We start from the raw sequence: 23,257 nt of genomic DNA on the forward strand, positions 1-23,257 counted from the left end.
ACCCCATCGAGCGGAACATCATGAAATCCGATCAAGACACTGCCGAGCCAATCCTGTTGCGCGACGCGCACGACGGCCTCGTCACGCTGCGGCTGAACCGTCCGCAGCAATTCAATGCACTGTCCGAAGCGATGCTGGCGAGCCTGCACGATGCGTTCGAGTCGCTGGCGGCCGATCCGCACGTGCGCTGCGTCGTGCTGGCCGCGGAAGGCAAGGCGTTCTGCGCGGGCCACGACCTGCGGCAGATGCGCAGCCAGCCCGAACTCGATTACTACCGCACGCTGTTCGCCCAGTGCAGCCGCGTGATGCTCGCGATGCGCGCGTTACCGGTGCCGGTGATCGCGCGCGTGCACGGCATCGCGACGGCCGCCGGCTGCCAGCTCGTCGCCGCGTGCGACCTGGCGATCGCGGCCGATACCGCGCGCTTCGCGGTATCGGGCATCAACGTCGGGCTGTTCTGTTCGACGCCGGCTGTCGCATTGAGCCGCAACGTCACGGCGAAGCGCGCATTCGACATGCTCGTGACCGGGCGCTTCGTCGATGCGGCAACGGCCGCCGCATGGGGCCTCGTCAACGAGGCCGTGCCCGAGGATGCGCTCGACGCGGCCGTTGCACGCAAGGTCGCGGAGATCGTCGCGAAGAGCCCGGCCGCGGTGCGGGTCGGCAAGCTGATGTTCTATCGCCAGCGCGAGTTGCCGCTCGACGAAGCCTATGCGTATGCGGGCGACGTGATGGCGCGCAACATGATGGAAGAGGATGCCGGCGAAGGGATCGACGCGTTCCTCGAGAAGCGCAAGCCGACGTGGCGTTCGTAGTGCGTTATTAGCGGAGTGCGGCGAGCGACGCGGAAGGGCCGTCACCCACGCCATTCGCTCGCACGGAAAAGCAAACGGGCCGCCCGAGGCGACCAGCAACCGAAGCGCACGTCAGGCGACGCAACAGCGCGTGCGCCGCCGCATCCAAGCCGGTCAGCGCCCGTAGCTCCCGGTCCGCAGCGTCGGCTGTTCGCTCGACGCACCCGGCGGCACGATCACGACCGGCACACGGCGCGCGAGCGCGCACATCAGCTCGTAGCCGATCGTGCCGCTGGCTTCCGCCACGTCATCCACCTTCACCTGGTCGCCCCACAGCTCGACAGGCGACCCGATGCCCGCGTTCGGGCACGGCGTCAGGTCGACCGTCAGCATGTCCATCGACACGCGGCCGACGACGCGCGTCATCACGCCGTCCACCGCGATCGGCGTGCCGGTCGGTGCGTGGCGCGGATAGCCGTCCGCATAGCCGCACGCGACGACGCCGATCCGCATCGGCCGGTCGGCCGTGAAGCGGCGGCCGTAGCCGACGGTCTCTTCCGGCGACAGCGTCTGCACACCGATGATCTTGCTCGTCAGCGTCATCGCGGGCATCAGCGGCGTGTCGGCGATACCCCGCGCCGCACCCGTCGGCGACGCACCGTACAGGATCGTGCCGGGCCGCACCCAGTCGCGGTGCGCGCGCGGATGCCACAGCACGGCGGCCGAATTCGACGTCGAGCGCTCGCCCGGAATCCCCGCGGTGGTCGCATCGAACTGGTCGAGCTGCCAGTCCACTTCGCCTTCGTCGGCGTTCGCGAAATGCATCATCAGCGTGATCTTGCCGATCGACGGCGCGCTCGCCGCGCGCTCCCACGCGGCCCGGAAAACGGCGGGGCGATAGCCGAGCCGGTTCATCCCGGAGTTCATCTTGAGCTGGATGTCGATCGGCAGCTGCGGCTTCGCCGCGATCAGCAGGTCGAGCTGCTCGTCGCAGTGCACGGCCACCGTCAGGCGGTGGCGATCGGCCAGCTCGACGTCGGCCGGCTCGAAGATCCCTTCGAGCAGCAGCACGGGCTTGTCCCAGCCGAGTTCGCGCACGCGCACGGCTTCGTCGAGATCGAGCAGCGCGATGCCGTCGGCGGCGGCCAGGCCCGGGTAGATCCGCTCGATGCCGTGACCGTACGCATTGGCCTTGACCACGGCCCACACGCGCGATTGCGCGGCGGTGCGGCGGATGAAGTCGAGGTTGTGGCGGACGGCGTCGGGGCGGATATGGGCGACGATGGGACGGGGCATGGCGATGTCTCGGATCGGATGTCGTTCGGCGCGCGCGGCGGCGCGGGTTCGGCGGCCTGGCGCGACAACGCGCCGGGCCAGTGTTGAACGCTATCTTATTGGTGTTCGACCAGTTTTAATTAACGTTTTTGTCGATGATTTGGTGGAAATTTTGGTGTCGAACCAGGCCGCGTTGCGGCTGCCGGCGGGCCGTGCAGCCGAGTCTCCCGTCTAGAAAACCGGTGCGCGAACAGCACGACGCAATGCTAAGCTCTCGGCGATCTTGTCATTGATCAATGTAATCATAAAGGAGGAGACTTTTGATGACGACGTCCCAGCTGTGCCTGTTCATCGTGGCGCTGTTGCCGTTCTCGATGACGTTTCTCGCGAAGGCCCGCAAGGGCTACGACAACCGCGCGCCGCGCGACTACCTGGCGAAGCTCGAAGGCTGGCGCGCTCGCGCGCAAGCCGCGCACCAGAACGCATGGGAGGCGCTTGCGCTGTTCACGGCCGCGCTGGTGGTGGCATGGCACAACGGCGCGAACGTGCATCGCGTCGACCAGCTGGCGATGGCGTTCGTCGCGATCCGTGTCGTCTATATGCTGATGTACCTGCTGAACTGGGCGTCGCTGCGTTCGCTCGTGTGGTTCGGCGGGATGGCGTGCGTGGTGGCGTTGTTCTTCGCTGCGCCGTAAGCGGCGCATGCGGGCGAGGCCGGCGCGTTACTTGCCGGTCGCGCCGCCCGTGCCGCGCACGCGGCTGTCGTTGGATGCGGGCGCAACGATCGGTCCCGCGATCGGCGCTGCGTTCGAGTCTGCTTCCGCTTCGCGGCGCAGGAACGCGATCAGGGGATCGAGCAGCCGGTGCCGCGTCGACGGGTTGCGGCGCAGCACGAAGCGCCACGACGCGGCGCGTTCGAGGCCCGGCCTCAGTGGCACGAGGCGCCCGCTGCGCAACTCGGGCTCGATCAGCGGCGCGCGGCCGAGCGCGATGCCCGCGCCGCCGACCGCCGCGCCGATGACCTGGCTGAAACTGCTGTAGCGGACGATCTTCGTCTCGAAGTCGCCGGGCAGGCCGAACTCCGTGGACCAGTTGCGCCAGTCGATCTCGGGGCTGTGCTCGTGCATCTCCTGCAGCAGCCGGGAGCGGCACACGTTCACGGACGCATACGGATGCAGTTCGGGGCTGCATACCGGGAACACCGTTTCCTGCAGCAGGATGTCGTCGTCGGCCTGCAGCCGGTGCGCGGGCACGTGCACGATCGCCAGATCGACGCCGCTGCGCGCGAAATCCGGTTCGTCGTCGAGCACGACGGCGTGCAGCGGTGTATCGGGATGAAGCGACGAGAATTCCGCGAGGCGGCGTGCGAGCCACATCGCCGAAAACGGCGCGTTGGCGGATACGGTGAGCCGTTGCGCGGTGCCGCGAATCTCGGCACAGGCGTCGGTCAGCCGCGACAGCGCATCGCTGACGGCCGGCAGCAGGCGTGCGCCGGCCGGCGTGAGGCTGATGCCGCCGAGCCCCGTGCTGCGTTCGAGCAGCCGCGCGCCGAGCGATTCCTCGAGCGCGCGAATCTGGTGACTGACCGCACTCGTCGACACGTTCAGCTCCGCCGCCGCGCGCGCGAACCCGCCGAGGCGGACGGCCGCCTCGAAAGCTCGCAATGCGCTGAGGGGAGGGAGGTGCGACATGCGGGGTATTGTAGTTGACTCAACACCCGTTGAAAAATCATCTTTTGCCGCGCACGGGTGGCGCGGGTAGCCTCGATCCGGTCAAGAAAAAACATCATCGGACACCACCGGAGGGCTTCATGTATTTCGACCGACGACTATGGGCAATGATGGCGGGACTGCGCTGGCGGGTGGCCGCCGCCGTCGCGCTCGGCCTGCTCGCGATGGGTGTCGGGATCCTGCGTTTCGTCTTTCTCGGCCGCGTGCTGGCGCTGGTCTTTTCCGGCGCGCCGGCACGCAGTATCAGCGAAGCCGTCGTTGCCACGGCGGCCTGCGTGCTGCTGCGCGCGTGGCTCGACCATCGCCGCACGGTGCTCGCGCAGCACACGGCCGGGCGCGTGCAGGCCACGTTGCGCGCGCGGCTGTTCGACCGGATCGCCGCACTCGGCCCCGCGTGGTTCAGCGGCGAACGCACGGGCGGCGTGATGCTGGCCGTCGTCGATGGCGTCGAGCAACTGCAGACCTTTTTCGGCACCTATTTGCCGCAGCTCGTGATCGCCGCGTGCGCGCCGGTGATGATCTTCGCGGTGCTCGCGTGGTGGGACGTGCCGACGGCCGCGATCCTGCTGGTCGCGGCGCTCGTCACGCTCGCGCTGCCGCAACTCGTGCATCGCGCCGACAAGCGCGCGGCGCTCGCACGCTCGGCCGCCTTCAAGGCGTTCGGCGAGGAGTTTCTCGACGCGGTGCAAGGCCTGCCGACGCTGAAGGCGTTCGGGCAAAGCACGGCATTCGGCGCGAAGCTGGCCGCGAAGGCGCGCGCGCTGTCCGACAGTACGTTCTGGGTGCTCGCGCTCGGCCTGCTGACGCGGCTCTTCACCGATCTCGGCACCGGCCTCGGCGCGGCCGCCGCGATCGCGGTCGGCGCGTGGCGCGTGCGGCACGGCGACATGAGCCTCGAGGCGCTGCTGATCGTGCTGATGGCCGGCAGCGAAATCTTCCGGCCGCTGCGCGACCTGCGTGCCGTGCTGCACCAGGGGATGATCGGCCAGTCGGCGGCGAATGCGATCCACGCGCTGCTCGACGCGGAGCGTCACGCACCGGCCACCGACGCGCCGCGCGTCACGGGCCTGCGGCCGGAGATCGCGTTCGACGCCGTCAGCTTCGCGTATCCGGGGCGCCGCGCGGACGCGCATGCGGCGCTGAGCTTCTCGGTGCGCGAAGGCGAGACGGTGGCGATCGTCGGGCCGAGCGGTGCGGGCAAGTCGACCATCGTGCGCCTGCTGCTGCGCCAGCACGATGCGCAGGGCGGCGCGATCCGCATCGGCGGCCAGGACGTGCGCACGCTCGATGCCGGCCAGGTGCGCGAGATGATCGCGGTCGTCGCGCAGGATGCGACGCTGTTCGACGGCAGCGTGGCCGACAACCTGCGGCTCGGCCGCCCCGACGCGAGCGACGCGGACATGATCGCCGCCGCGCGTGCCGCCAACGCGCACGATTTCATCTCGGCGCTGCCCGACGGCTATGCGACGCGCATCGGCGAACGCGGGCTCATGCTGTCGGGCGGCCAGCGCCAGCGCCTCGCGATTGCCCGCGCGCTGCTGCGCGATGCGCCGATCCTGCTGCTCGACGAGGCGCTGTCGTCGGTCGACGCGGAGAACGAAGCGCTGATCCAGCAGGCGCTCGACCGGCTCACGCGCGGGCGGACCACGCTCGTGCTCGCGCACCGGCTGTCCAGCGTGATCGGCGCCGACCGCATCCTGGTGCTCGACCAGGGGCAGGTGGTCGACGAAGGGACGCACGCGGCGCTGATCGCGCGCGACGGCCCGTATCGCCGGCTGATGGGGCCGCAACTGGAAGCGGTCGCCGAATCGGTCGGCGTGGCGGCAACGGCCGGCGCGACCGCGCGCGCGTCGTCGGGCCCGCAGGTGCGGCCGTTGAACGACGATGCGGCGGAGATCGGCTGGCCGGAAACCCTGCGGACGCTGCTGCGCTTCGTGCGCCCGTGGACGGGCAAGGTCGTGCTGACGGTGCTGTTCGGGATCGGCCGCGTGCTCGCCTTCATCGGCGTCGGCGTGATCGGCGCGCTGGTGGTCGGTGCGGTGCCGGGCGGCCACGTGAGCCCGGCGCTCGTCACCGCGCTGCTCGTGATCGCGCCGGTAGCGGCCGTGCTGCACTGGCTCGAATCGTGGCTCGCGCACGACATGGCGTACCGGCTGCTCGCGGAAATGCGCATCGCGCTGTTCGCGACGCTGGAACGCCTCGCGCCGGCCGGGCTGCTGCGTCGCCGTTCGGGCGACCTCGTGTCGCTTGCGACACAGGACGTCGAGACCGTCGAGTATTTCTATGCGCACACGCTGGCGCCCGCGTTCGTCGCGGTGCTCGTGCCGGCCGCCGTGCTGGTGCTGCTCGCGTCGGTTGCGTGGCCGCTCGCGCTCGCGCTGCTGCCGTTCCTGCTGTGGGCCGGGCTCGCGCCGGTGCTGGCGCGGCGCGACGTCGACCGGCTCGGCACCGGCGCACGTGAAGCGCTCGGCCAGCTCGGCGCGCACCTGACCGAAACGATCCAGGGGCTCGCGGAGCTGACCGCGTTCCAGGCCGTCGCGCGCCGGCGCGCAGCGTTCGTGGCCGAAGTCGATGCGTACCGCAACCAGCGCGCAAAGCTGCTCGACGATTTGTCGGCGCAAAGTGCCGCGCTGGAAATCGCGAGCGGGCTCGGCGGGCTGGTCGTCGCGGCGCTCGGCGCGCTGCTGTGCGCACGCGGCTGGTTTCCGCGCGAGTCGTTGCCGCTGCTGGTGCTGGTCGCCGTGGCCGCGTTCATGCCGGTGGCCGAAATCGGCCAGGTCGCGCGCCAGCTCGCCGATACGATCGCATCGACGCGCCGCTTGCGTGCGCTGGAGAAGGAGCCGGTGCCGGTGACGGACGGCACCCATGCGATGCCTGCCGATCCGGCGGTGCGTTTCGAGGCCACGTCCTTCACGTACCCGGGCCGCAGCGTGCCCGCGATCGATCGCGTGAGCTTCGACGTGCCGCCCGGCAGCACGGTCGCGCTGGTCGGCGCATCGGGCGCGGGCAAGTCGACGGTCGCGAGCCTGCTGCTGCGCTTCTGGGATCCGCAGCAGGGCCGCGTGACGCTCGGCGGCGTCGATCTGCGCGACCTGCGGCTCGACGACCTGCGCCAGCACATCGCGCTGGTTGCGCAGGATACCTACCTGTTCAACGACACGCTCGAAGCGAACATCCGGCTCGCCGCGAGCGACGCGTCCGACGCGGACGTGCAGCGCGCGATCGACCATGCGGCGCTCGGCGACTTCGTCGCGCGGCTGCCGGACGGGCTCGCGACGCGCGTCGGCGAGCGCGGCGTGCAGCTGTCGGGCGGCCAGCGCCAGCGTGTCGCGATTGCGCGTGCGTTCCTGAAGGATGCGCCGGTGCTGATCCTCGACGAAGCGACGTCCCATCTGGACACGATCAGCGAGCAGCAGATCCGCGCGGCACTGGAAGACCTGATGACGCAGCGCACGTCGATCATCATCGCGCACCGGCTGTCGACCGTGCGCAACGCCGACCTGATCCTCGTGATGGAGCACGGCAGCGTGATCGAGGCCGGACGGCATGCCGACTTGATGGCGCGGCAGGGCGCGTATGCGCGGCTCGTGTCGCATCAGGCGAGCGGGGTGGCGGCGTAAGCGACGCTGCATCGGAGGCGCGCGGCCGGCCGGCAGGGCCGCGCGCTTTCCGCAACACGCGTTGAACCGCGCCGGCGATTGCCGGCGTCGCGGGAGGGCGGCCGCACCGGCAACGCGCCGCGCGTCGAAGCGCCGATGATCGGTGCTGACAAACGGGCGGCCAATGGGCTGACCAGCGCACGGGCGACAGCAGTCGGCGCCGATCGCCGCCGCCATCCTCCTCTGGCGCGTGATGCCCTTGACGGCAAACCCTCCCGGCCAGTCCACAGCCACCGCGCACTGCTCGTCAGACACCGCCTACGGCCGGCGCAGCACGATCCGGCGCGACCGCTCCCCCCCGCCGGGCCACACGCCCTTTCCTCCGATTTATCCGCCCAGCGCGCCGCGGGTTTGTCTCGATGCATTTCCCCGTTGCGGACTTTTTTGTTGTCGTAGTATCGCAATTGACAACACTTGTTGCACTAAGGTCTAATTCGACATCGCATGTTGCGGTGCGGCTTGATGTCGTCGTTCCGCCGGCCGCCTGGCCGGTCACATCGCTCAACCATGCGGAGAGAAACCATGAGTCGCCGTTCCTTCCTGAAAGCCGTCGCGGTCGTTGCCGCGCTCGGCGCCAGCCTCGCGCACGCGGATACCAAGACGCTCGTCGTCGGCACCGACACGTCGTTCATGCCGTTCGAGTTCAAGCAGGGCGACAAGTACGTCGGCTTCGATCTCGACCTGTGGGCGGAGATCGCGAAGGACCAGGGCTGGAAATACACGATCCAGCCGATGGATTTCGCGGGCCTGATCCCGGCGCTGCAGACGCAGAACATCGACGTCGCGCTGTCGGGCATGACGATCAAGGAGGAGCGCAAGAAGGCGATCGACTTCTCCGCGCCGTACTACGACAGCGGCCTCGCGGCGATGGTGCAAACGGGCAACACGACGATCAAGTCGATCGACGACCTGAACGGCAAGGTGATCGCCGCGAAAACCGGCACCGCGACGATCGACTGGATCAAGGCGCACCTGAAGCCGAAGGAGATCCGTCAGTTCCCGAACATCGACCAGGCGTACCTCGCGCTCGAGGCCGGCCGGGTCGACGCGGCGATGCACGACACGCCGAACGTGCTGTTTTTCGTGAACAACGAAGGCAAGGGCAAGGTGAAGGTCGCGGGCCAGCCGGTCAGCGGCGACAAGTACGGCATGGGTTTCCCGAAGGGCAGCCCGCTCGTGCCGAAGGTCAATGCATCGCTCGTGAAGATCCGGGCCGACGGCCGCTACGCGCAGATCTACAAGAAGTGGTTCGGCGCCGAACCGCCGAAGATGTGAGCGTGACGCCGCAACAGTGCGCGGCCGGACGGCCGCGCCGGTCTTGATTCGAACGGGGAGCGACAAGTGAATTTCGATTGGTCGGCGATCTGGGCGGCGTTGCCGGACCTGATGGACGGGGTCCGGTTGACGGTGTTCATCGCATTTTTCGGGCTGGTGGGCGGCTTCATCGTCGGGATGGTCGCGGGCATGTTCCGCGCATACGGACCGAAGGCGATGAACGTGCTCGCCCAGGTTTATATTGAATTGATCCGCGGCACGCCGATCGTCGTGCAGGTGATGTTCCTGTATTTCGCGCTGCCGCTGCTCGCGCATATCCGCATCGACGGCCTGACGGCTGCGATTATCGCGATCACGGTGAATTCCGGCGCGTATCTCGCGGAAGTGGTGCGCGGCGCGCTGCTGTCGATCCCGAAGGGGCTGACGGAAGCGGGGCTCGCGATGGGCCTGTCGATGCCGCGCGTGCTGCTGAAGGTGGTCGGGCCGCTCGCGTTCCGGCGGCTGATTCCGCCGCTCGGCAACCAGTGCATCGTGAGCCTGAAGGACACGTCGCTGTTCATCGTGATCGGTGTCGGCGAGCTGACGCGCAAGGGACAGGAAATCATCGCGGGCAATTTCCAGGCGGTCGAGATCTGGTCCGCCGTGGCTGTCATCTACCTGTTGCTGACCGGCGCCATGACGTTGACGCTGCGGCTCGTCGAAAAGCGCATGAGGATTCTATGAGCATGATCGAATTCCAGAACGTGTCGAAGAGCTTCGGCCACGTGCCGGTGCTGAAGAACATCGACCTGAAGATCGACGCGGGCGAGGTGGTCGTCGTGGTCGGCCCGTCGGGCTCGGGCAAATCGACGATGCTGCGCTGTATCAACGCGCTCGAGAAAATCACCGGCGGCGAGCTGCTCGTCGACGGCCAGAGCGTGCGCGGCAACGCGACGACGATCCGCAACATCCGGCTCGAAGCCGGCATGGTGTTCCAGCAGTTCAACCTGTTCCCGCAAATGACCGCGCTCGAGAACGTGATGTTCGGGCCGATGCAGGTGCGCGGCGCGTCACGTGCCGACGCGCGCGACCAGGCGATGGCACTGCTCGACAAGGTCGGCCTCGAATCGCGCGCGAATCATTACCCGTCGGAGCTGTCGGGCGGCCAGCAGCAGCGCGTCGCGATTGCGCGTGCGCTTGCGATCCGCCCGCGGCTGATGCTGTTCGACGAGCCGACGTCGGCGCTCGATCCGGAATTGCGCCACGAAGTGCTGAAAGTGATGCAGGATCTTGCGACCGAAGGGATGACGATGATCGTCGTCACGCACGAGATCGGCTTCGCGAAGCGGGTCGGCACACGGCTGCTGTTCATGGATCAGGGCGGGATTGCCGAGGACGGCCATCCGGTCGAGCTGATCGACCGGCCGCCGACCCCGCGCCTGAAGGAATTCCTGAAACACGTGTCCTGAACGAAACCGAAATACCGACATGCCACTTTCCCTTTCCCCCGTCATCGCCGGCGCGCCGTTCGACATCGGCGTGCGCCTCGGCGAGCTCGCCCGCCCCGTGTTCGACGAATACATGCAGCAGAGCAGCGCGTGGCAGGCCGTGCGCCGCTGGCGCGGCCATCCGTTCGTCGCCGCGCTGCGGCTGGCTGCGCTGGCCGCGTATCCGGATCTCGTTGCGGAACTGGACGGGATCGCGGCCGGTGTCGGCTGGCCGGCCGAGGACATCTTCTTGTGGAACTGCCGCGGCGAGTTGATCCACAACGCGCCGGACGGCTGCACGACGCTTGCCGCGCGCGACGCGGACGGCACGCGCTGGATCGCGCACAACGAGGACGGCGATCCGTACCTGCGCGAGCGCTGCCTGCTCGTCGACGTGCAGCCGGCGGGCAAGCCGGGCTTCATCAGCTTCTATTACCCCGGTTCGCTGCCGGGCCATACCTTTGCGGCGAACCGCGCGGGTATCGCGCAGGCGATCAACAACCTGCGGATCCGCACGCCGGCAGCGGGCGTGCCGCGCATGATCCTCGCGCGCGCCGTGCTCGATGCCACGTCGCTCGACGCGGCGGCCGACGTGCTGCGCGGCCATGCGCGCGCGAGCGGCTTTCATCACACGCTGGGCGCGACCGGCGATGCGCGGCTGCTCAGCATCGAGGCGAGCGTCGCGCGCTGTTCGGTGATCGACGTCGCGCGGCTCGCGGGGCATGCGAACCATCTCGTGCATCCCGGCTGCGACGCGCAAGCGCAGATCGTCACGCAATCGTCGGCCGACCGCCAGCGCCGCGTCGACGCGCTCACGCCCGCCATCGACGCGATCGACGAAGCCGCGCTGCTGCGCGTACTCGGCGATCGCGCGCCGCAAGGGCTGCCGATCTACCGCGACGATCCGGCCGACCCCGACGACGAGAACACGCTGGCCACCGCCGTGTTCGCGATCGGCGCGGCATCGATCGATTTCACTCTTCACCAACACGGCACGCAGCGTTTCGCGACGCGCATCGTGCCGTCCGGACGCGCGCACGACGCGTCCTGATCCATGAGGCAACGCATGACGACCGTTTTCCATCGCGCTCCGCGCGCCACCTTGCCCGTTGCCGTCGCAGGCGACGGCATCGAGATCATCGACGCGACCGGCAAACGCTATATCGACGCGTGCGGCGGCGCGGCCGTTTCGTGTCTCGGTCACAGCAACCAGCGCGTGATCGACGCGATCAAGCGGCAGGCGCAGCAACTGGCGTACGCGCACACATCGTTCTTCACCACCGACGTGGCCGAGGAACTGGCCGACCGGCTCGTCGACGCCGCGCCGGCCGGCCTCGAACACGTGTATTTCGTGTCGGGCGGCTCCGAGGCGGTCGAGGCCGCGCTGAAGCTCGCACGCCAGTATTTCGTCGAGAAGGGCGAGCCGCAGCGCCGCCATTTCATCGCGCGACGCCAGAGCTATCACGGCAATACGCTCGGCGCGCTCGCGATCGGCGGCAATGCGTGGCGGCGCGAGCCGTTCCTGCCGCTGCTGATCGAGGCGCACCACGTGAGCCCGTGTTATGCGTATCGAGACCAGCAGGCGGGTGAAACCGACGAAGCGTATGCGCAACGCCTGGCGGACGAACTCGAGCAGAAGATCGTCGAACTCGGCGCGGCCAACGTCGCGGCGTTCGTCGCGGAGACGGTGGTGGGCGCAACGGCCGGCGCGGTGCCGCCGGTGCGCACGTACCTGAAGAAGATTCGCGCGGTGTGCGACAAGTACGGCGTGCTGCTGATCCTCGACGAGATCATGTCGGGGATGGGCCGCACCGGCTACCTGTACGCGTGCGACGAAGACGGCGTCGCGCCCGACCTGCTGACGATCGCGAAAGGGCTCGGCGCGGGCTACCAGCCGATCGGCGCGACGCTCGTCAGCGACCGCATCTACCGGACGATCGTCGACGGCTCGGGTTTCTTCCAGCACGGGCACACGTACCTGGGCCATGCGACCGCATGCGCGGCCGCGCTCGAAGTGCAGCGCGTGATCGCCGAGGAGAAACTGCTCGACAACGTGAAGGCGCGCGGCGAACAACTGCGCGCGACGTTGCGCGAGCATTACGGCGCGCATCCGCATATCGGCGACGTGCGCGGCCGCGGGCTGTTCGTCGGCGTCGAGCTCGTGCGCGATCGCGACAGCAAGGCGACGTTCGATCCGGCGCTGAAGCTGCATGCGGCGGTCAAGCGCGAAGCGATGCAGCGCGGCCTGATGGTGTATCCGATGGGCGGGACGATCGATGGCGTTCACGGCGACCACATCCTGGTCGCGCCGCCGTTCATTTGCACCGCGCAGCAGATCGATACGATCGTCGAGCGGCTGTCGGGCGCGATCGGCGCGGCGCTTGCGTCGGCCGGCGCGTGACCGCATTTGTCGAACCTTGTCAGGAGTTCGCCATGACCAACAGATTGCCTCCGTTCGATCCCGCATCGGCCACCGATGAACAGAAGGCCGTGCTGGCCGACATTCTCAGCGGCCCGCGCGGCAACCTGAACGGGCCGTTTCTCGGCTGGATCGCGAGCCCCGAGCTGGCGCAACATGCGCAGAAGCTCGGCGCGTTCTGCCGCTATCGCACGGGCCTGCCGCTGCGCCTGTCGGAACTCGCGATTCTCGTGACGGCCGCGCGCTGGCGCTCGCAGGCCGAGTGGCACATCCATTATCCGATCGCACTCGACGCGGGCGTGCCGGCCGCGACGGCCGACGCGATCCGGCGCGGCGTCGCGCCCGCATTCGAGTCGGACGACGATGCGCTGATCCATGCGTTCGCGAGCGAGCTGTACGACACGCGGCGCGTGAGCGACGCGACGTTCGCACGGGCGCAAGCGCGCTTCGGCCACGAGGTCGTCGTCAATCTCGTTGCATTGCTCGGCTACTACGCGCTCGTCGCGATGACGCTGAACACGTTCGGCATGCGCGCGGAAGGGCAGACCGAATTGCCGTTTCCGGAGTGATGCCCGTGCGTTGATCGTGCCGGAGCAGCGCAGGCGATACGTCTGACGAACGGTTTGCCGACCTGTTCCGGCACAATGCAACCAAATGTATTCGTGCGGGATCGACGGCCGATCGCCGGGTATGATGGCTTGTTCACGTCGATATGAGCGGTGAGCAAGCATGACGAGTACCCGCAAGACCTTGATGATCGCCGGTGGGCTCCTGGTAGCCGCCGCCGGCACTGCCTACGTGATGCTCCTGCGTGCGGATCACCGCGCGATCGAAGATGCCGGCATCGGCGATTCGGCCGCGCCCGTTGCCGCGGCGCCCGCGGGCAACGATCACGCCGTGCAGGGCACCATCGCGCCGCCGGCCCCGGCCGCCGCGATGGCACCGAAACAGGCGGCTGTCGCGCCGCCGCCCCCCGCACCGGCGCCTGCTGCGCCGGCCGCCACCGCGCGCGTCGACGCAGCGCCAGCCGTGCCGGTTGTCAGCGACAAGCCGCAGCCGGTGACGAAGCCGAGCGCACCGCCGCCGAAGGTCAACGTCGTGACCGTCGATGCGCAGGATTCGACCCCATCGGCACCGCCGCCAGCCGCCAAACCCGTGCAGCAGGCCGCTCCGGCACCCGCCCCCGCGCAGGTCACGCAACGCGCGTCGCGCAAGCGCGACGGCCTCGAACGCCACGCGGCTGCAGCCCCCTCCGCAACGAAATCCGAAACGCCGGAGACGGCCGCGCTCGTCAGGGAATCGGCGAAACTCGACCCGTCATTGCCGCCGCCGTCGATGTCGTCGATGCCGTCGATGTCATCGGGCGGCGGTTCAACCCGGCAGGGCAGTTCGTCATCGGGCGCGAATCCGGTTGCCGCCGCGATGACCGAGCAACTGGTCAGGCAGTCGAGCAGCTTCAAGTCGACGGCGCCCATGCCGGCGGACGGCGGCACGACCGCGACCAAGTAACAGCGAACGCTCTCGGCATAAAAAGAGCCCCGCACGCCGACCAAAGCATGCGGGGCCAAGAGAGACAAACTGTTGTGCCGACGGGCTGACGCGCGTTACGCGGCGACCGCTTCCTCGGCCTGCGGCTGAGCGGTTGCCACCGGCGCCACGTCCTGCCGGATCAGGTGGTCGAACGCACCGAGCGATGCCTTCGCGCCTTCTCCCACGGCGATCACGATCTGCTTGAACGGCACCGTCGTCACGTCGCCGGCCGCGAACACGCCCGGTACCGACGTCGCGCCACGCGCATCGACGACGATCTCGCCGTGCTTCGACAGTTCGACCGTACCCTTCAGCCATTCGGTGTTCGGCACGAGGCCGATCTGCACGAACACGCCTTCCAGATCGATGCGCTGCGTGTCGCCCGAGCGCAGATCCTTGTAGACGAGCCCGTTCAGCTTGCTGCCGTCGCCGGTCAGCTCGGTCGTTTGCGCCTGCGTGACGATCGTCACGTTCGGCAGGCTGCGCAGCTTGCGCTGCAGCACTTCGTCCGCACGCAGTTGCGCGCCGTATTCGATCAGCGTGACTTCCTTCACGATGCCGGCGAGGTCGATCGCGGCCTCGACACCCGAGTTGCCGCCGCCGACCACCGCGACACGCTTGCCCTTGAACAGCGGGCCGTCGCAGTGCGGGCAGTACGCCACACCGCGGTTGCGGTATTCGCGCTCGCCCGGCACGTTGATTTCGCGCCAGCGCGCGCCGGTCGCGAGGATGATTGTCTTCGCCTTGAGCACCGCGCCGTTCGCGAGGCGGATCTGGTGCACGTCGCCCGGAATCAGCGCATCGGCGCGCTGCACGTCCATGATGTCGACGTCGTACTGCTTCACGTGCTGTTCGAGCGCGGTCGCGAACTTCGGCCCTTCGGTTTCCTGCACCGACACGAAGTTCTCGATCGCCATCGTGTCGAGCACCTGGCCGCCGAAACGCTCGGCCACGACACCCGTCGCAATGCCCTTGCGCGCCGAGTAGATCGCGGCCGCCGCGCCTGCCGGGCCGCCGCCGACGATCAGCGTATCGAACACCGGCTTGGTCTCGAGCGACTTCGCGGCCCGTGCGCTGGCGCCCGTATCGAGCTTCGCGAGGATTTCCTTCACGCTGCTGCGGCCCTGGCCGAACGAGGCGCCGTTCAGGAACATCGTCGGCACGGCCATGATCTGGCGCGACTCGACTTCGCCCTGGAACAGCGCACCGTCGATCGCGACGTGACGGATGCGCGGGTTGATCAGCGACATCACGTTCAGCGCCTGCACGACTTCCGGGCAGTTCTGGCACGACAGCGAGAAATACGTCTCGAACGCGTAGTCGCCGTCGAGCGCGCGGATCTGTTCGATCACGTCGTCGTCGAGCTTGATCGGATGGCCGCCCGTCTGCAGCAGCGCGAGTACGAGCGACGTGAATTCATGGCCCATCGGGATGCCGGCGAAGCGGATGCCGGCCGGCTTGCCGGGCTCGCCGATCGAGAACGACGGCTTGCGCTCGGCATCGTCGCGGCGTTCGGACACGGTCACGCGATCCGTCAGCGACGCAATCTCGTTCAGCAGCGCCAGCAGTTCCTGCGATTTCGCGCTGTCGTCGAGCGAGGCGACGAGTTCGATCGGGCGCGTGATCTTTTCGAGGTACGCTTTGAGTTGGTTCTTTAGATTGGCGTCGAGCATGGCGTTTCGGATTCCGTATTAATGATTCTGGTCGGGCACGTCGTGCCGGAGGAGGGCGCGGGCCGCATGCCGCGGCGGCCCGTCATCGGGAGGCTCGCGCGCCTCGTGCGAGGCGCGCGGCGTGATCGTCAGATCTTGCCGATCAGGTCGAGCGACGGGGTCAGCGTTTCCGCACCCGGCGTCCACTTGGCCGGGCACACTTCACCCGGGTGCGCCGCGATGTATTGCGCCGCCTGCACCTTGCGCAGCAGTTCGCCTGCGTCACGGCCGATGCCGTTGTCGTGGATTTCGCACAGCTTGATCTCGCCTTCCGGGTTGATCACGAACGTGCCGCGCAGGGCCATCCCTTCTTCCTCGATCAGCACGTCGAAGTTGCGCGACAGCGTGAGCGTCGGGTCGCCGATCATCGGGTACTTGATCTTGCCGATCGTGTCCGACGTGTCGTGCCATGCCTTGTGCGTGAAGTGCGTGTCGGTCGACACGCCGTAGATTTCGACACCCAGCTTCTGGAATTCCGCGTAACGGTCGGCGAGGTCGCCCAGCTCGGTCGGGCAGACGAAGGTGAAGTCGGCCGGGTAGAACACGACGACGGACCACTTGCCCTTGAAGTTCTCTTCCGAGACGGGCACGAAATCGCCGTTGTGGTATGCGGTTGCCTTGAACGGCTTGATTTGGGTGTTGATGATCGGCATCTTGCGAGTTCCTTTGCGGTGGTGTTGATGAAGTGTTCCCAGTATCCGGGTTCACCCTGAGCTTGTGAAATTGCTTGTTTCAATCCGGGGCATCAGGAATTTCTATCTGCTTCCGGCCCTTGATTGGGTGGGGTGTGCGGAGCGGCAATTTTGAAGCGTTGGACGGGCGAGGTCCCCGTCCGATATGGGCGAGAGTGAGGGGCGGTGTGATGTGCCGGCGATTATCCGGTGCCTTCTAGACGGGGGAGGTATCGTCGAATGCGGTTGGATGGGGCGCGGCGGGGAGAGGGCGCGCAACCGCGCCCATCGATTCAGATCTGGTATGGCACGCGAACGCCGGGTTCGGTGGCTGGGAAGTCTTTTGTGTTGCGCGAAACGAGCAACAGTCCGTTCACTTGTGCCGATGCCCAGACGATCGCGTCGGGCAGGCGTATGCGGCGTTCCTGGCGAATGGTCGCGGCACGATTGGCAACTGCTTCGTCGAGCGCGATGACATCGAACGACGACAGCCAAGCGCGCATCGCGGCTTCATTATGTGAGGACGTGCCGACCAGAACCTCCATCCACGAGATCGCGCTGATCGCTCGATAGTCATAGCGGCCGAGTTCCGTGCGGGCGGATTCCACGCCGCCCAGATAATCGATCAGGATGTTGGTGTCGAAGAGAGTCTTTACCATTCCGAGCGCAGTTCTTCCTGATAAGCGAGCCCATCGACCGTGCGATCTTTCCAGAGACCGAAGACGTCGTCCGCGAGCGGACGCTTGTGCAGGGCGATGTAGGCATCGATCGCGTCGCGGATGATGGCGGCGCGGGGACGACGCTCAGTCTCGACGATGGCGGCCAACTCGTCGAGTTGGCCGTTCGATAGATCAACCAGAATCCGGCTCATGGCAGCCTCCGATATACGATATGTATATCATATATGTGCCGTTGAGGTCGCGCAAGGCTCGGGTGGGGTGAGGCGGTAAGGCGCTCCGCTCAAATCCCCGCCATCTTCCTCAACCACTCCGCCAGCCGCCTGGCCCCGTCCGGCATGTCCGCGTCCTCGCGCGTGCACAGGTAGTAATCGCGCCCGTCGTCGAGCGCGTGATCGAACAGCTTCACGAGCTCGCCATTCGCCAGCTCGCGCTCGACCAGCGGCGCGCGCAGCAAGGCCGCGCCGAGATCCGCGCGCGCGGCGCTCAGCGTGAGCTGGCCGTCCTCGAACATCGGCCCGACCGCATGCGACACGTGCTTGACACCCGCGCCCTGCAGCCAGTTGACCCACGTGCTGCGATCCTCGTCGTGCACGAGCGGGGCACGCGCGAGATCGGCCGGCGTGCGGAACGGCCCGTGGCGCTTCAGGAACGACGGGCTGCACATCGGCACCATCGCGCCCGGCAGCAGCCGCTCGCAGCGGTAGCCGGGCCAGTCGCCGGTGCCGAAGCGGATCGACAGGTCCGATGCGTCGCTGCGGTAGTTGCGGTGATGCGCGTACAACACCGTCACGTCGACGTCCGTGTTATCGGCCAGGAACGCATGCAGCCGCGGAATGAACCAGCCGATGCCGAGCAGCGGAATCAGGCTGACGGTGATTTGCCGCAGCGACGAGCGGTCGCGCACGAAGCGCGTCGCGCTGCGCAGCACCGAGAACGCGGCGCTGATCGAGCGGTAGTAGTCGCGGCCTTCGTCGGTGAGCGCGAGCAGCCGACCCTCGCGCACGGTCAGCGGCGTCTGGATGAATGCTTCGAGCAGTTGCAGCTGATGGCTGACCGCCGACGGCGTGATGTCGAGCTCGCCCGCCGCCGCGGTGACCGACCCGAGGCGCGCGAAAGCTTCGAACGCACGCACCGCGCGCAGCGGTGGATCGTGCGGTAATTGTTCGATATTTTTCATGTGTCGAATTTTATCGAAAAATCAGGGTAAGCGACAACATGAAAATACCCTGTATTTACAGTGATGTAGGTTAATGTGTCGGGAACGGTATAAGCATCCAACAATTGGGTATTTGGGGTTTGGGTGCCGAATATTTAATATTTTTCATGTTTTGATTCGATTTGCTGATCCCCCACACATGAAAATCGCCTTTCTCCACGCCAGCCTCGCATTCTCGGCGGCCGCCCTGGTCGCCTCCGTTCCCGCGTTCGCACAATCCGCGCCGCAGACCGTCCTGATCGGTCTCGCCGCGCCGCTCACCGGCCCTTCCGCGCGGATCGGCAAGGATCTGCAGAACGGCGCGCAACTCGCGATCGACGACGCGAACGCGAAGCATCCGACCATCGGCGGCAAGCCGGTCGTCTACAAGCTCGTCGCGGCCGATGATCAATCCGATCCGCGCACGGCCGTCGCGGTCGCGCAGCAGCTTGTCGACCAGCACGTGATCGGCGTCGTCGGCCACTGGAACACGGGCTGCAGCGTGCCGGCGTCGCGCGTCTACCGCGATGCGGGCATCCCGCAGATCGCACCGGCGTCCACCGGCCATCAATACACGCAGCAGGGTTACACGACCGCCTTCCGCATCATGGGTCACGACGATGCGGGCGGCAATTTCACCGGCGCGTATGCGGTGAAGACGCTGAAGGCGAAGCGCATCGCGGTGATCGACGATCGCACGTCGTTCGGCTCGGGCCTGGCCGACCAGTTCATCAAGGGCGTGCAGGCGAACGGCGGCACGATCGTCGATCGCCAGTACGTGAACGACAAGACGACCGACTTCAGCGGCGTGCTGACCGCGATCAAGGGCAAGCGCGCGGATCTCGTGTTCTTCGGCGGCCTCGATGCGCAGGCCGCGCCGATCTCGCGCCGGATGCGCCAGCTCGGCGTGAACGCGCCGCTGCTCGGCGCGGGCGGCTTCGTAAGCCAGACCTTCCTGTCGCTGGCCGGCAAGGACGGCGACGGCGTGACCGCGCTTGAACCGGGCCTGCCGCTCGACCGGATGCCGGGCGGCAAGGCGTTCGATACGCAATACCAGGCGCGCTTCCGCGCGCCGATCGAGCTGCATGCGCCGTTCGCGTACGACGCGGCCGCCACGCTGATCGCTGCCGCGCAGAAAGCCGGTACGACGCAGCCGGCGAAACTGGTCGCGGCGGTGCGTGCGATCGACCGGCCCGGCGTGACGGGGCGGATCGCGTTCGACAACGAAGGCAACCTGAAGGACCCGGCCTTCACGATCTACCAGGTGCGCGGCGGCAAGTGGAGCGTCGTCGACGTGCTCGGCGGCTCGCGCACCGTAGCCAAGTAACACACAACAAGACAACCAAGACGATCCCCATGACCGAAGCCACCCAGACATCCGCCGCCGCCCCCGAGGACACGCGCCTCGGGATCCTCGCGCGGCGCCGCATCGAAGCGGAAATCATCAAGCCGATCTACGAGATCATGAAGCGCGAGTTCGGCGCCGAGCGCGCGCAGGCCGTGATCGCGGAAGCCGTGCGCGGCGCGGCAGTGGACGCCGGCCGCACGTTCGCCGCACAGGAACCGGATGGCACGAGCGTGAAGTCGTTCATCGCGCTGCAGGTGCTGTGGGAGAAGGACGATGCGCTCGACGTCGAGGTGCGGCGCGCGGACGACGCGCATTACGACTACGACGTGCATCGCTGCAGCTACGCGGAGATGTATCACGCGATGGGGCTCGGCGAGATCGGGCACCTGCTGAGCTGCGCGCGCGACAGCTATTTCATCCAGGGCTATGCGCCGGACATCGCGCTCACGCGGACGAGCACGATCATGCAGGGCGGCAAGCGCTGCGATTTCCGTTACGCGCTGCAAGCGGCGCCGGAGAATGGCGATGCGTGACGACAACACGATTGCCGAAAGCGTGAGCGCGCCGCGCGTCGACGGCGACCGCCTGTGGGCGTCGCTCGACCGGATGGCGCAGATCGGCGCGACGCCGAAGGGCGGCGTCTGCCGCCTCGCGCTGACCGATCTCGATCGCGAGTCGCGCGACCTGTTCGTGCAATGGGCGCAAGACGCCGGCTGCACGGTGCGCGTGGACCGGATGGGCAACGTGTTCGCGCGCCGCGCGGGGCGCAACCCCGACGCCGCGCCCGTCATGACCGGCTCGCACGCCGATTCGCAGCCGACGGGCGGCCGCTACGACGGCATCTACGGCGTGCTCGGCGGGCTCGAGGTCGTGCGCGCGCTGAACGACGCGGGCATCGAGACCGAGCGCCCGATCGACGTCGTGATCTGGACCAACGAGGAAGGCTCGCGCTTCGCGCCGGCGATGGTGTCGGCCGGCGTGTTCTCGGGCGTCTACACGCTCGAATACGGGCTGTCGCGCACCGATGGCGCAGGCAGGACGATCGGCGAGGAACTGGCGCGGATCGGCTACGCGGGTGCCGAGCCTGTCGGCGGCTATCCGGTGCATGCGGCGTACGAGCTGCATATCGAACAGGGCGCGATTCTCGAACGGGCCGGCAAGACGATCGGCGTCGTCACGGCCGGGCAGGGGCAGCGCTGGTACGAGGTGACGCTCACCGGTGTCGACGCACATGCGGGCACGACGCCGATGGAATTCCGCCGCGATGCGCTGGTCGGCGCCGCGCGGATGATCTCGTTCGTCGAAGTGCTCGGCCGCCGTTACGCGCCGTACGCGCGGGCAACGGTCGGGATGATCGAGGCGCGGCCGAACTCGCGTAATACCGTGCCGGGCGGGTGCTTCTTCACCGTCGAATTCCGTCATCCCGATGACGCGGTGCTCGACGAGCTCGACGCGGCGCTGCGCGCGGAACTTGCACGGGTGGCCGACGAAACGGGCCTCGGTGCGCAGATCGAGCAGATCTTCACGTATGCGCCGATTCCGTTCGCGCCGCGCTGCATCGACACGGTGCGTGAGGCGGCGCAGGCGCTCGGGCTGTCGCACATGGATATCGTGTCCGGCGCCGGTCATGACGCGTGCTATGTCGCGCGCGTCGCGCCGACGGGGATGATCTTCGTGCCGTGCGTCGACGGGCTGAGCCACAACGAAGCCGAAGCGATTACGCCCGAATGGGCGGCGGCGGGCGCCGACGTGCTGTTGCGTGCGGTGCTGCGGAGCGCGCAGGAAGCCTGAATCCGAGTGTGACGGCGACGGTCCGGCGGGAGGGTGCCCTCCAGGCCGGGCTGCGTCGCTTTCCACCTGACCACGCGAACGTGCGGTTCGCGTCAGCCCGCCGGCGATTGCCGATCGATATACCGCCGCATCACATGGAACGCCGTATCGGTGCGCCCCGGCATCGTGATCGTCGCGTCATCGGCCGTGAAGCCGAGCTTTTCATAGAACCGGTACGCGGTCTCGCGTGCCGTGCACCACACGAGCGCGGCCCCACGCGCTTGCGCGTGCCTCACGCAAACCTGCACCAGCACGCGCCCGAAGCCCAAGCCGCGCACGGTAGGGTGGACAGCCATCCCGCGCAGCCGCCATGCCGGTCGCGCAGGATCGTCTTCGCGCAGCTCCTCGCAGAGCGATGCAACGGCGACGATGCCCGACGCGTCGCGTACGCCGACGTGCAGCGTCGTCGGCGCAAGATCACCGGCCAGCGCGCTCGCATCCAGATCGCCATTCAGCAGGATCATCGCGCGCAGCGGGTGCGTCTGCGCGGCATCGATCGGTGCGATGGTGAACAGCGTATCGCCTGACGTCATCAACGTTCCTCGAGTCATTCGATTCAGCCGCGCGTTACTGGGCGGCCTTGCGCCGCGCCATATAAGCGAGATACGCGATGATCTGGTCGAGCTCGCGGTCGCTCAGCTGGTCGGGCGGAAACGCCGGCATGCTGCGGCCCGGCCAGTCGCGCACCGACGCAGGGTTGCGGATATAGCGGCGCAGCGCGGCCGGCTGGAAGTAGTCGACCGGGTTCATCGGCGTGTTCAGGTCGGGGCCGGCGTGGCTGCTGCCCGCGCCGTCGAGGCGGTGGCACGCGAGGCATTGCGTGACGAACAGGTGCTGGCCCGCGCGAGCCGGGTCGTTTGCAGGCAGCGCGGCATCGACCGCGAGCGACGGCCAGCGCGCGAGCGGCGACGACTCGATCGTGACACGCACGATCTGGTACGGCCACTGCTCGCCGCGTACCGACGACGCGTCCGGCCCGAGCCAGACCAGGTAGAACGGCCCGGCGCTGACCTGCTTGCCGGGCAGCTTCGGCCACGGATGCGCCGGATCCTCGATCGCGAGCCACGGAACGGCGCCGGCCGGCGTGCGGCGGCGCACGAGATCCAGCGGCAGTTGCGCGGCGAAGCCGTCGGCGGCACGGGTTTCGAGCACGCCGTCGGCCGGCAGCCTGTCGCCGAGCAGCGCGGCGAACGGCACCGCGCGGAACGTCATCGGCCGGCCGTACGCGATGTCGCGCGGCACGTGGATGTCGGCGGCATCGGGGCGCGCGAGCAGCGTCTGCCGGGTGAGGGCGCGGGCCGTGCCGTCGGTCTCGAGTTCAAGCGCGGACTGGGCCGACGCGCGTTGTCCGATCAGGCAAACCGTCAGCAGCAAAAGCGAAAACCACCGGCGCTTCAGCATTCGTTCTCCGGGAAAGGGCGTTCCGGCGGCGACAGGAGGCGGACGCCGCGGCCGATGGAAGGAATCGGGCGACAGTCTATCCGGTACGCGCGGCGCTGGCGACTGCGGCGCGGGAAGGGGGGGCGGTCATGATCGGACCGGCTGGCGGCAGCGCGCCTGGCGGTCGGGTCGTGAGAGGGAAGGATGTGGCATCACGCGGCGTGGATTGAGCCCGAAGGAGCGGAAGGAGCGGAAGGAGCGGAAGGAGCGGAAGGAGCGGAAGGAGCGGAAGG

At 67.9% G+C, this 23,257-nt stretch carries 22 protein-coding genes; 13 read left to right on the forward strand and 9 right to left on the reverse strand.

Going from position 1 to position 23,257, the window contains the following annotated elements; genetic code table 11:
• Nucleotides 1–20 precede the first annotated feature (20 nt).
• Nucleotides 21–815: an enoyl-CoA hydratase gene (locus CFB40_RS23255; protein ID WP_089432503.1), complete on the forward strand. Its 795-nt coding sequence runs from the start codon at nucleotides 21–23 to the stop codon at nucleotides 813–815.
• A 153-nt stretch (nucleotides 816–968) separates the two neighbouring features.
• Here CFB40_RS23255 and alr read toward each other — a convergent pair whose 3' ends face one another.
• The gene (gene alr / locus CFB40_RS23260; RefSeq protein ID WP_089432504.1) at nucleotides 969–2,090 is read right to left on the reverse strand and encodes an alanine racemase; all 1,122 of its coding nucleotides are present in this window, start codon (nucleotides 2,088–2,090) and stop codon (nucleotides 969–971) included.
• A 302-nt stretch (nucleotides 2,091–2,392) separates the two neighbouring features.
• Here alr and CFB40_RS23265 point away from each other — a divergent pair, with 302 nt between their 5' ends.
• Nucleotides 2,393–2,764 (forward strand): MAPEG family protein, encoded by a 372-nt coding sequence (locus CFB40_RS23265; RefSeq protein ID WP_089432505.1) that lies wholly within the window; start codon nucleotides 2,393–2,395, stop codon nucleotides 2,762–2,764.
• A gap of 27 nt (nucleotides 2,765–2,791) precedes the next feature.
• On the opposite strand, the gene CFB40_RS23270 is transcribed toward CFB40_RS23265, so the two are convergent.
• The gene (locus CFB40_RS23270) at nucleotides 2,792–3,760 is read right to left on the reverse strand and encodes a LysR family transcriptional regulator (protein ID WP_089427781.1); all 969 of its coding nucleotides are present in this window, start codon (nucleotides 3,758–3,760) and stop codon (nucleotides 2,792–2,794) included.
• A gap of 119 nt (nucleotides 3,761–3,879) precedes the next feature.
• Between CFB40_RS23270 and CFB40_RS23275 the strand changes: the two genes are divergently transcribed.
• The 8 genes from CFB40_RS23275 (at nucleotide 3,880) to CFB40_RS23310 (ending at nucleotide 14,127) form a co-directional block, all read left to right on the forward strand.
• Nucleotides 3,880–7,419: an ABC transporter ATP-binding protein/permease gene (locus CFB40_RS23275; protein WP_089432506.1), complete on the forward strand. Its 3,540-nt coding sequence runs from the start codon at nucleotides 3,880–3,882 to the stop codon at nucleotides 7,417–7,419.
• A gap of 561 nt (nucleotides 7,420–7,980) precedes the next feature.
• Nucleotides 7,981–8,733 carry a glutamine ABC transporter substrate-binding protein GlnH gene (gene glnH / locus CFB40_RS23280; RefSeq protein WP_089427779.1) on the forward strand — a complete coding sequence of 251 codons (753 nt, stop codon included), beginning with the start codon at nucleotides 7,981–7,983 and terminating at the stop codon, nucleotides 8,731–8,733.
• 66 nt (nucleotides 8,734–8,799) lie between these two features.
• A complete protein-coding gene (gene glnP / locus CFB40_RS23285) occupies nucleotides 8,800–9,456 on the forward strand; it encodes a glutamine ABC transporter permease GlnP (protein ID WP_089427778.1) in 657 nt (218 codons plus the stop codon).
• Nucleotides 9,453–10,181: a glutamine ABC transporter ATP-binding protein GlnQ gene (glnQ, locus tag CFB40_RS23290; protein ID WP_174388472.1), complete on the forward strand. Its 729-nt coding sequence runs from the start codon at nucleotides 9,453–9,455 to the stop codon at nucleotides 10,179–10,181. The genes glnP and glnQ overlap by 4 nt, the downstream gene beginning before the upstream one ends.
• A gap of 19 nt (nucleotides 10,182–10,200) precedes the next feature.
• Nucleotides 10,201–11,250: a C45 family autoproteolytic acyltransferase/hydolase gene (locus tag CFB40_RS23295; RefSeq protein WP_089432507.1), complete on the forward strand. Its 1,050-nt coding sequence runs from the start codon at nucleotides 10,201–10,203 to the stop codon at nucleotides 11,248–11,250.
• Between the two features lie 15 nt (nucleotides 11,251–11,265).
• Nucleotides 11,266–12,600 (forward strand): aspartate aminotransferase family protein, encoded by a 1,335-nt coding sequence (locus CFB40_RS23300; RefSeq protein ID WP_089432508.1) that lies wholly within the window; start codon nucleotides 11,266–11,268, stop codon nucleotides 12,598–12,600.
• Between the two features lie 32 nt (nucleotides 12,601–12,632).
• A complete protein-coding gene (locus tag CFB40_RS23305) occupies nucleotides 12,633–13,187 on the forward strand; it encodes a carboxymuconolactone decarboxylase family protein (protein ID WP_089427774.1) in 555 nt (184 codons plus the stop codon).
• Nucleotides 13,188–13,347: 160 nt separating this feature from the next.
• Nucleotides 13,348–14,127: an extensin gene (locus tag CFB40_RS23310; RefSeq protein ID WP_089432509.1), complete on the forward strand. Its 780-nt coding sequence runs from the start codon at nucleotides 13,348–13,350 to the stop codon at nucleotides 14,125–14,127.
• A gap of 95 nt (nucleotides 14,128–14,222) precedes the next feature.
• Here the strand turns inward: CFB40_RS23310 and ahpF are convergent, their stop codons facing one another.
• The 5 genes from ahpF to CFB40_RS23335 form a co-directional block, all read right to left on the reverse strand.
• On the reverse strand, nucleotides 14,223–15,821 hold the full coding sequence (gene ahpF, locus CFB40_RS23315) for an alkyl hydroperoxide reductase subunit F (protein ID WP_089432510.1): 1,599 nt from the start codon (nucleotides 15,819–15,821) through the stop codon (nucleotides 14,223–14,225).
• A gap of 128 nt (nucleotides 15,822–15,949) precedes the next feature.
• Nucleotides 15,950–16,513, reverse strand: coding sequence for an alkyl hydroperoxide reductase subunit C (gene ahpC / locus CFB40_RS23320; RefSeq protein ID WP_006488685.1), 564 nt, complete (start codon nucleotides 16,511–16,513; stop codon nucleotides 15,950–15,952).
• A 311-nt stretch (nucleotides 16,514–16,824) separates the two neighbouring features.
• Entirely contained in the window at nucleotides 16,825–17,190 is a 366-nt protein-coding gene (locus CFB40_RS23325) for a type II toxin-antitoxin system VapC family toxin (protein ID WP_089432511.1), read from the reverse strand.
• The gene (locus tag CFB40_RS23330) at nucleotides 17,184–17,402 is read right to left on the reverse strand and encodes a CopG family transcriptional regulator (protein WP_089427770.1); all 219 of its coding nucleotides are present in this window, start codon (nucleotides 17,400–17,402) and stop codon (nucleotides 17,184–17,186) included. The genes CFB40_RS23325 and CFB40_RS23330 overlap by 7 nt, the downstream gene beginning before the upstream one ends.
• A gap of 89 nt (nucleotides 17,403–17,491) precedes the next feature.
• Nucleotides 17,492–18,388 carry a LysR substrate-binding domain-containing protein gene (locus CFB40_RS23335; protein ID WP_011355549.1) on the reverse strand — a complete coding sequence of 299 codons (897 nt, stop codon included), beginning with the start codon at nucleotides 18,386–18,388 and terminating at the stop codon, nucleotides 17,492–17,494.
• Between the two features lie 178 nt (nucleotides 18,389–18,566).
• Between CFB40_RS23335 and CFB40_RS23340 the strand changes: the two genes are divergently transcribed.
• Genes CFB40_RS23340 through CFB40_RS23350 form a run of 3 tightly spaced genes read left to right on the forward strand, consistent with a single transcriptional unit; the run spans nucleotide 18,567 to nucleotide 21,545 of the window.
• Complete coding sequence (locus tag CFB40_RS23340; RefSeq protein WP_089427769.1) at nucleotides 18,567–19,733, forward strand: branched-chain amino acid ABC transporter substrate-binding protein; 1,167 nt, start codon at nucleotides 18,567–18,569, stop codon at nucleotides 19,731–19,733.
• 29 nt (nucleotides 19,734–19,762) lie between these two features.
• Nucleotides 19,763–20,287, forward strand: a complete 525-nt coding sequence (locus CFB40_RS23345; RefSeq protein WP_089432512.1) for an L-2-amino-thiazoline-4-carboxylic acid hydrolase — start codon at nucleotides 19,763–19,765, stop codon at nucleotides 20,285–20,287.
• Entirely contained in the window at nucleotides 20,280–21,545 is a 1,266-nt protein-coding gene (locus tag CFB40_RS23350) for a Zn-dependent hydrolase (RefSeq protein WP_089429128.1), read from the forward strand. The genes CFB40_RS23345 and CFB40_RS23350 overlap by 8 nt, the downstream gene beginning before the upstream one ends.
• Before the next feature lie 92 nt (nucleotides 21,546–21,637).
• On the opposite strand, the gene CFB40_RS23355 is transcribed toward CFB40_RS23350, so the two are convergent.
• Together CFB40_RS23355 and CFB40_RS23360 are read right to left on the reverse strand one after the other, a co-directional pair.
• On the reverse strand, nucleotides 21,638–22,117 hold the full coding sequence (locus CFB40_RS23355) for a GNAT family N-acetyltransferase (RefSeq protein ID WP_089432513.1): 480 nt from the start codon (nucleotides 22,115–22,117) through the stop codon (nucleotides 21,638–21,640).
• Nucleotides 22,118–22,151: 34 nt separating this feature from the next.
• Nucleotides 22,152–22,985 carry a c-type cytochrome gene (locus tag CFB40_RS23360; protein WP_089432514.1) on the reverse strand — a complete coding sequence of 278 codons (834 nt, stop codon included), beginning with the start codon at nucleotides 22,983–22,985 and terminating at the stop codon, nucleotides 22,152–22,154.
• Between the last annotated feature and the right edge of the window lie 272 nt (nucleotides 22,986–23,257).

Source organism: Burkholderia sp. AU31652, from assembly GCF_002223155.1.
GTDB lineage: Bacteria > Pseudomonadota > Gammaproteobacteria > Burkholderiales > Burkholderiaceae > Burkholderia.